Below are 7543 nucleotides of genomic sequence, written 5' to 3'. Positions count from 1 at the left end.
GGCGAGTACGCCCGCGCCGCGGTCGGTGTCCTGGGCCTGGTGCGCTGCGTGGAGGGCAGCGGTCCAGTACCGGCCGGCGGAGGTGTGGTCCTCGTGGTCGAAGCGGTGCCAGCCGATCGTCTGCGCGAGGCCGGAGGCGAGCTGATGCAGGCGCGTGCCGGTGGTCTCGTCGTAGAGCGCGTTTTCGAGCAGGCCGACGACGGTGTCGTAGTGGCTGTCGAGGAGTTGGGCGGTGTGCTGGCGGTCGGCGGTGGCCATGCTCGTGAGATGCCGGACGCTGGTCTCCAGCCAGGTGACGAACTCCGGGGCGACGGCCTGGCCGTCGGTGGCGGAGGCGGCCAGGGCGGGGTCGAGCGTGGCCCACTGCTGGGCGAGCGTCGCGAGGGCGGCGGGGGCGAGTCCGATCAAGGTGCGGCGGTTGAGCATGGCGCGGCGTTGGGCCTCTCTGAGTGCGGCAACCGTCGCCCCGGTGCCCAGGGGAACGGGCGCCTCGTTTCCGGGCAGCCAGTACGGCCAGCCGAGTGCGGTGACCTGGTCGGAGCCGACGCCGAAGACATCGGCGATCAGCAGCTGGTACCACGAGGCCGGTGCACGGGCCCCGGGCCGCTCCCACACGGAGACCTGTTGCTTGGTCGTGCCGGCGCGCCGGTCGCGACGTCGTGCGGCCTGCTTGATCCCGTCTGCGAGATCGCGCTGGGACAGGCCGTGCAGGGACCGTGCGATGGCGAGCGGGTGCCGGGGGAGCGCGTCCACCCGTCCATCACAGCATCCGGACGTCGGGCTGAGGGCCGGATCGCGACAGTCGCATGACCCCTGCATGACCTTTGAACGCTGTTTCTCACGCGCTGTGTTGGGTCTACTCGCTGTCCCGGGCCGCCGCCCATCAGGCAGGCCCAGAGCAGATCGGAGGGCCGGTTGTGGGCGACGACGTGGTGACGATCGCGCTGAGCGGCGCGGACAACACCGGCAAGACCAAGCAACTCGGCATCCTGGCACGCCGGATCGGCCCTGCCGCCGAGGCGACCGGGCCGCTGGACGCGCACGACGTGCGCTGGGCCGACATCAAGAAGAACGGCATGGGCATCTGGTGGTTCGAGACCGGCCCTGTCCAGGAGGTCGCGGACGTTCTGGCCGCTTCCTACCTCCAGCGCTCCCACCATGACAGTGGCGCGGCGGGTCTGCGGTTCATGGACCGCGGCATGCCGATGCTGGAGGCGTCCCTGGCCGCGACCGTCGCGGTCCGGGAGGCCCTGGCGGGCGAGGAAGCCGCGGACCGTGCCCGTGTGCTGCTGGAGCCGTACGCCCAAGACCTGAGGAGGGCTGAGGCCGCTGAGCATGGCGTCGTGCTTCTCCACCACGACGATCCGATGATCGGCACCACCCGCGCCCTTTCCCACGAGAAGAGCGTCACCCGCACCTACGCCGCCTATCAGCGTCACCTGCACGACCAGATCCACCGCCTGGTCGCCGAGGACCGCTTCGAGCACGTCATCGTCATCGACGGGCGTCCCGTCGTCGCGGTCCAGGACGACTTGCGCCGCCGACTGCATCTCCGCGCACCGCTCGTGCCGGGCGGATGCCTGTCCGGCGTCCGGATCGTCGCGCTCGGCGGTATGTCCGAAAGCGGCAAGAGCACCGCAGGGGAGTACCTGCGCACCCGCCATGGTCACGCCCGGCTGAAGATCGGCTACCTGATCGAAGACGCCGCCCACCGCGCCGGAATCGCCGACCCGTACGCCGTTGCGTCCGTCATGCGCGCCGAACTCCTCCTGGACGGCTTGGACCGGTATGCGGCCGCGCACCACTTCCACGACCGCATCACCCTGGAGTCCCTCCACGAGTTCGACGTCACCGCAGAACTGCGCCGCATGCTCGGCGACCAGCTGGCCCTCGCCTACATCGAGACCGCAGCCGAACTGCGGGCCGTACGCGGGACCGCCGGACCCCGTGACGTGATCGATCGGGATGAGGTGAAGGCGTTCCGGGGGGCGCGGGAGATCGCCGGTATCGCCGACACAGTCGTGGACAACAACGGCTCCCGCCTGGCGCTGGAGCGCCGGCTCGACCGGCTCGTGCTCGACGCCGCATGGCCCACCGTCGCTCCGGCCACCACCCCGGTCAACCACCTCGGACTGCCTGTCCCGCTGGAGGTGTTCCTGACCGCGTTCCTGGAACGGACCACCGTCGGGCCCGGGCCACTGATCGACCTGCTCGCGGTCACCGGCAGCGGGGCACGTGGCAAATACGCGCACGGCTGGTCCGATCTCGACGTGTTCGTCATCGCCGAACCCGACCGTACCGCCGGTCTTCGCCGGGCGCTCGCAGAGGTCCGGAGCGAACTCGGCGAGGTGAAGCTCGGCCTGACCGTCCTGAGCCAGGCCGAGTGCCGGGCGGGCGCGGTCACGTCACGCCTGCTGCACGTCCTGACCCTCCTCGGCGCCGGCTCCCTTCTCCCGCTGTGGGCCCGCCCGGGCCTGACGCTCCCCGTCCCGCCGCTCGCCGACGATGTCGCCGCGAGCATGGAGGCCGGGGTGCAGTCGGCCGTCGAGATCCGCCGCCAGCTCCTCAAGGGCACTCCGGACCTGCGTGCCCTGTTCAAGGTGACGGCGCTGCTCGCCAAGGTCCTGCTCCGCTTCGACGGCGTCGAATGCGGGGGTGATGCCGAAGCCTTGGGCCTCCTCATCCATCCCGCCGGTATGCCGCGCGTGCAGCGCGCCCGCACCGACCACGCCACCGCCCAGGACCTCGCGCAGCACGTCCTCGACCGCTGGGTGGCCACCATGCCGACCGTCAAGGCCGTGGCATGACCGCCCATCCGGCGTCGTACCTGTTCCGAAAGACGCTTCCCGCCGCGAAGGCGACGGCGGAGGAGTTCGGCTGGCTTCAGGTCGCCGGCCGCCTCCAGGTCCCCGCACTTCTGGGCCGCACCCGCCTCGACGCCCACACTGACGTCATCACGTACGAGCACGTCTTCGCCTCCGGCCGCTGCCGGTTCCTCCTGGGCGACCTCATCTCGCTCGCCGACCACGGTCGCGCCAACCCCTCGGAAGCCGCCAGCCTCATCGACGTCGTCTGCGACGACCTGATCGCCGCAGCCACGACGACCGGCCGCACCATGCCCCTGTCGGCCTGCGTGCCCGCGCTCTACACCGACCGCATCCGCCCGGCAGGCCGCGTTGACACCTGGTACCTCAACTCCAACCTCACCCTGCCCGACGCCGACACCGGTGAGCGCGTCTCGGTCGCCTCCCTCGCCAGCTACACCGCCACCCTCAACGACACCCCCGTCCTGATCGACGTGCCCGCCGCGATCGACGCCGCGCGCACCGCGCTGCACCCCGACAGTCAGTGGGCCACCGCGCTCACCCAAGGCGATCCGACCGAACCCAACATCGCCGCCAGTGCCGACGGAGCATGCTGGCTCGACTTCGAGTACGCAGGCTGCAACACCCTCGCCGGAGAGATCGCCAACCTCCTGTGGTACCTCTTCGCCCTCGGTGGCTGGCTCGTGCCCACCTACCAGCCGGACGTCTACTCCCGCACCCTGTCCCAACACCTTCTCCCGGTCACGCTCCCCGCCGTCGAACACGCCGAGCTGTCCGCCCGGCACCGGCGACTGGACATCCACTCCGCCTGGCACGTCGGCCCAGGCCGACACGCCGCCCTCACCCGGCTCCTCACCCGCCTCACCACCGACCTCGGCGAAGCGGCGGCCCTCCCCTCCGAACAGCCACTCCACGCACTCACCCCGTTCCTCACCCTCCGCATCCTCGGCGTCATCCCGCCCCACCTGCTCACCACCGCCGACCTGCTGCTGCTCCTGGCCAAGCTCGGCCAAGTCCAGCACCTCCAGGACGGCTCCGCGTTCACACACACCCGCCTTACCACCGACATCGCCAGCCCCGTGGAGACACCGTGACCACGCCCCTGCTCGGCCTCCCCCTCACCGCCCGCCCTCTCCAGGGGCGCGTCGCCCTTGTCACCGGCGCCGCGACCGGGATCGGCGCGGCCACCACCCGAGCGCTCGCCGCCGCCGGTGCCACCGTCGCCATCGGCCACTTCACCCAGATCGACAAGGCGTGCGGCGTCCTGGCCGAGGTGAGACGCCTCGGGTCCGACGGCATCGAGGTGAGCGCCGACCTCACCGATCCGGACGCGGTCGGCCTGATGGTCAGCCAGGTGACCGGTGAAGTCGGACCGGTGGACATCCTGGTCAACAACGCGGGCGCCTACCCGCGCCACTCCTGGGAGGAAACCGACGAAAGGGCCTGGGCGAGCGCTCTCGACGTCAACCTGACCATCCACTACCGCGTCAGCCACGCTGTCACCTCGGGGATGGTCCGCCGACAGTGGGGGCGCATCATCAACGTCTCCAGCGTCAACGCCCGTGCCGGGCGCCCCGGCCTGACCGCGTACAGCACCGCCAAGGCCGGGCTCATCGGCTTCTCCCGGTCCCTGGCGAGGGAACTTGGTCCCCACGGCATCTGTGTGAACACTGTCGTCCCCGGCGCCATCCAGGTCGAAGCCGAGAACACCCTGCCCACCCACCACCGCGCACGCCCCGAAGACCAGATCTCTCGCCAGTGCATCCCGCGTCGAGGGCAGCCCGACGATGTCGCTGCCGCCATCGTCTACCTCGCCGGCCCGTCCGCATCGTTCGTCACCGGACAGTCGTTGCACATCGACGGCGGCTGGCTCATGAACTGAGCCGCCCGCCTCATCACATGAAAAGGATCGAACCCGTGAAGCAGCGCGTCCGCGCCATCCTCGTCACCCCGGACAACACGACGCTCCTGATCAAGCGCGTCCGCTCCGGCCGCCCGCCCTACTGGGTGGTGGTCGGTGGCGGCGTCGAAAACACCGACGCCGATCACGAGGCCGCGCTCCTTCGAGAGGTCCGCGAAGAGATCGCAGGTGAGGCTGAGATCGTGCGACCGTTCCACCAGCTGACGAACCCGTCCGGCGAGACGGAACACTTCTATCTCGCCCGCATCAGGACGTGGAACTTCGAGAACCGCAGCGGCCCCGAGTTCCAGCGCGACGACCGGGGGGAGTACGTCCTCGAAGAGATCCCCCTCACTCCCGACGCACTCGCCGACGTCAACTTGCTGCCCGCAGAAATCTCCATCGCACTGCGCGAGGCCCTTGCCCACGGCGACCTGCTCGCGCCGGTGTAGCAGTTCCAAGCCGGGCCCCCGCGACAGCGCGCTGCCGGGGGCTTCCGCCCGGTCGGGTGGCGGTGGGGAAGCCGGCGATCCCGATGCCCGCCTCCGCCAGCCGCTCGACGGCCCACGCCACCGCGTCCTCCGCGCGGGCCGCACGCACCCCGCCCGGGTCCTCCTCCCACCCGATCTCCCCACCGGCCAGCGCATCCGAGCGGTCGAACCGGTCGGACTCCACCTCACCCGGCCGCCCCTCGGGATACAGGACGAACGCCCACTCACGCACAGGCGGCGTGCTTGCTGATGGACTCAACGGTTGTTTCCCGGTGGGTCAGCGGTGGGTGAGGGTGGTGATGAGTGCGGTGAATCGGTCGCGGGGGATCAGGAGGTGAGGTTCGTCGGGGGCTTTGGAGTCGCGTACGGCCACGGCCCCGTCGAGTTCGGCGATCTCGACACAGCTCTGGCCTGCTCCGTCGCTGTAGGAGGACTTCCTCCAGGCCGGGGACTTGCTTGTGTCCATCGGAAACTCCTGTGATCTGGCCGGTCCGAGCGGGACAGTGCGCGCAGGCCCCGGCTGTTGTGGGCCGGGGCGTGCGTCTGTTGGTGGATCAGTGGTGGGTGAGGGTGGTGATGAGTGCGGTGAATCGGTCGCGGGGGATCAGGAGGTGCGGATTGTTGGGGGCCTTGGAGTCGCGTACGGCCACGGCGCCGTCGAGTACGGCGATCTCGACGCAGTTTTGGCCTGCTCCGTCGCTGTAGGAGGACTTCCTCCACGCGATCTTTTCGGCGTTGGAAGTAAGCGGGTGGGTGTCCATCATGGGATCTCTCGCAGTAGTGCTTGCAGGAACGGGGCAGTCGCTTCGGGCGACAACGCCCCCTGGGTAAGGACCTCGTGTTTGCGACGGAACTTGCCGACCTCGCGAGGTTTGTCCGTGACTGAAACGGCGCCCCAAGCGGTATCGACCTGGACGATGGCGGGGAGTTTGGGACCGAGGTCGAGCAGGGTGAAGTCGTGCGGTGAGACGTAACCACGAGTCCGGGCCGGAAGGATCTGGATGGTCACGGTGTCCAGCTCCGTCAGCTTGGCGATCTCCTCGTACTGCTCCCTCATCGCCTCCGGTGCGGCGGCCTGGTAGCGGAGAGCGGGCTCGTACAGGACTGCCAGCAGGCGCAGATCGCCGTTGATGACGGCCGCTCGGCGGCGCATCCGCAGTTCGATGTTGGATGCGATGAACTCGGTCGTCGTCTCTTCGATCGGCTTCGCGAGTTGGTGGAGGGCGCGCGCGTAGTTCTCCGTCTGGAGCAAGCCCGGGACGAGGGTGGGGTGCCATACGCGGGCTTCGACCGCAGCGCCCTCGACTCCGACGAACCGTGGCATGCCCGAGGGCATGAGTGCGCGGTACTGCGTGAACCACTCCTGGCTGGACGCCTCGCGGAACATCTCCAGGAGATGGTTGCGGGCGTCGGGGCTCTCCACGCCGTACCGGTCCATGAGTGCTTTGAGCACTTCGGCGCTACGGAGGCCGTGCAGCTCGGTCTCGATCCGCTGGAGCTTGCGTTCGGACAGGTCCAGGCCCTCGACGGCCTGTTCCAAGGTGAGTCCGGCGCGGACGCGGAGCCTCCGCAGTTCGTCGCACAGTTCGATTCTCCGGGCGGTCGGCCGGGGTGCCTGGGCCACGTGCTCTCTCCCTTCACTTCCTGCGGATGTGTCTGCCGAAACCGCCCATGCGCGCAGTCTGGCACGTGATGTGCCTGCGGAAACAGGCGATGTGCGGGTTCGTCATATGCCATTTCCCCACCTCGGGGGTGATTTTTGCCGATGCGCTTGCCGATTCAGTATGCGGCAGGTCACCGTGAGTCGTAGCCCCTTTCGCGGCGAAGGGGGCGGTCTGCGCGTTGCTGCGCGCCAACCCGGAACCGAGGCGATGGTCATGGCGACCTCCGTTCGAACGCACCCCACTTCCCGAGTCACAAGCACACCCATACAGCTCGGCTGCACAACGGCTACCACGGTCACCGACTCGCGGAGGGTCGAACTCGTGAGCTGTCACCCGGAGGTGGGGACGTGCTGAGTGGGGGCGAGCGGGCGGGGTGTCTGTTGCGGCTGTTGTCGAAGCCGTATGCGGTCGAGAGTGTGCCGGTGATGCGGTGGCAGGTGCGGGGTGTGCTGACTGGCTGGGGCATGGAGGCCGGGACGGTTGCCGATGCCGCCGTTGTCTTCTCGGAGTTGGCGACGAACGCTGTGCGTCATGCGCGGCCGGTGCGTGGTGGGCGGTTGGTCGCGCAGGTCTCGTACGGCGGGCGTGACGCGCTGTTGCGGGTCCTGGTGGTGGACGGTGCGCCGGATGTCATGCCGCCGGAATGCTGTCCGGCTGCTGCGC

Annotated in this window: 9 protein-coding genes; 5 read left to right on the top strand and 4 right to left on the bottom strand. The window is 69.4% G+C overall.

Annotated elements, in window-relative coordinates:
* A partial coding sequence (locus ACL02R_RS29800; RefSeq protein ID WP_412800079.1) for a helix-turn-helix transcriptional regulator occupies window positions 1-753 on the bottom strand: 753 nt, incomplete at its 3' end.
* A gap of 164 nt (window positions 754-917) precedes the next feature.
* Here ACL02R_RS29800 and ACL02R_RS29795 point away from each other — a divergent pair.
* Genes ACL02R_RS29795 through ACL02R_RS29780 form a run of 4 tightly spaced genes read left to right on the top strand, consistent with a single transcriptional unit; the run spans window position 918 to window position 5177 of the window.
* Window positions 918-2807 (top strand): nucleotidyltransferase domain-containing protein, encoded by a 1890-nt coding sequence (locus ACL02R_RS29795; RefSeq protein ID WP_412800078.1) that lies wholly within the window; start codon window positions 918-920, stop codon window positions 2805-2807.
* Window positions 2804-3919, top strand: a complete 1116-nt coding sequence (locus ACL02R_RS29790; RefSeq protein WP_412800077.1) for a hypothetical protein — start codon at window positions 2804-2806, stop codon at window positions 3917-3919. The genes ACL02R_RS29795 and ACL02R_RS29790 overlap by 4 nt, the downstream gene beginning before the upstream one ends.
* Entirely contained in the window at window positions 3916-4707 is a 792-nt protein-coding gene (fabG, locus tag ACL02R_RS29785; RefSeq protein WP_412800076.1) for a 3-oxoacyl-ACP reductase FabG, read from the top strand. Before ACL02R_RS29790 ends, fabG begins: the two co-directional genes overlap by 4 nt.
* A 35-nt stretch (window positions 4708-4742) precedes the next feature.
* Window positions 4743-5177, top strand: coding sequence for an NUDIX hydrolase (locus ACL02R_RS29780; RefSeq protein ID WP_412800075.1), 435 nt, complete (start codon window positions 4743-4745; stop codon window positions 5175-5177).
* A 316-nt stretch (window positions 5178-5493) separates the two neighbouring features.
* Here ACL02R_RS29780 and ACL02R_RS29775 read toward each other — a convergent pair whose 3' ends face one another.
* The 3 genes from ACL02R_RS29775 to ACL02R_RS29765 all read right to left on the bottom strand — a co-directional run bounded on the left by ACL02R_RS29775 (window position 5494) and on the right by ACL02R_RS29765 (window position 6840).
* Window positions 5494-5682 (bottom strand): DUF397 domain-containing protein, encoded by a 189-nt coding sequence (locus ACL02R_RS29775; protein ID WP_412800074.1) that lies wholly within the window; start codon window positions 5680-5682, stop codon window positions 5494-5496.
* 88 nt (window positions 5683-5770) lie between these two features.
* On the bottom strand, window positions 5771-5980 hold the full coding sequence (locus ACL02R_RS29770; RefSeq protein ID WP_412800073.1) for a DUF397 domain-containing protein: 210 nt from the start codon (window positions 5978-5980) through the stop codon (window positions 5771-5773).
* The gene (locus ACL02R_RS29765; RefSeq protein ID WP_412800072.1) at window positions 5977-6840 is read right to left on the bottom strand and encodes a helix-turn-helix domain-containing protein; all 864 of its coding nucleotides are present in this window, start codon (window positions 6838-6840) and stop codon (window positions 5977-5979) included. The genes ACL02R_RS29770 and ACL02R_RS29765 overlap by 4 nt, the downstream gene beginning before the upstream one ends.
* Window positions 6841-7227: 387 nt before the next feature.
* Here ACL02R_RS29765 and ACL02R_RS29760 point away from each other — a divergent pair.
* Window positions 7228-7543 (top strand): ATP-binding protein (locus ACL02R_RS29760; RefSeq protein WP_412800071.1); only part of this gene is annotated, 316 nt, incomplete at its 3' end.

Source organism: Streptomyces sp. MS19 (assembly GCF_047200595.1).
Classification (GTDB): Bacteria; Actinomycetota; Actinomycetes; order Streptomycetales; family Streptomycetaceae; genus Streptomyces.
This window is presented reverse-complemented; position numbering and strand designations above follow the sequence as displayed.

Coding starts and splice junctions, on each gene's coding strand:
- ACL02R_RS29790 (WP_412800077.1), top strand. CDS start 2,804: ATGACCGCCCATCCGGCGTCGTACCTGTTCCGAAAGACGCTTCCCGCC.
- ACL02R_RS29775 (WP_412800074.1), bottom strand. CDS start 5,682: ATGGACACAAGCAAGTCCCCGGCCTGGAGGAAGTCCTCCTACAGCGAC.
- ACL02R_RS29770 (WP_412800073.1), bottom strand. CDS start 5,980: ATGATGGACACCCACCCGCTTACTTCCAACGCCGAAAAGATCGCGTGG.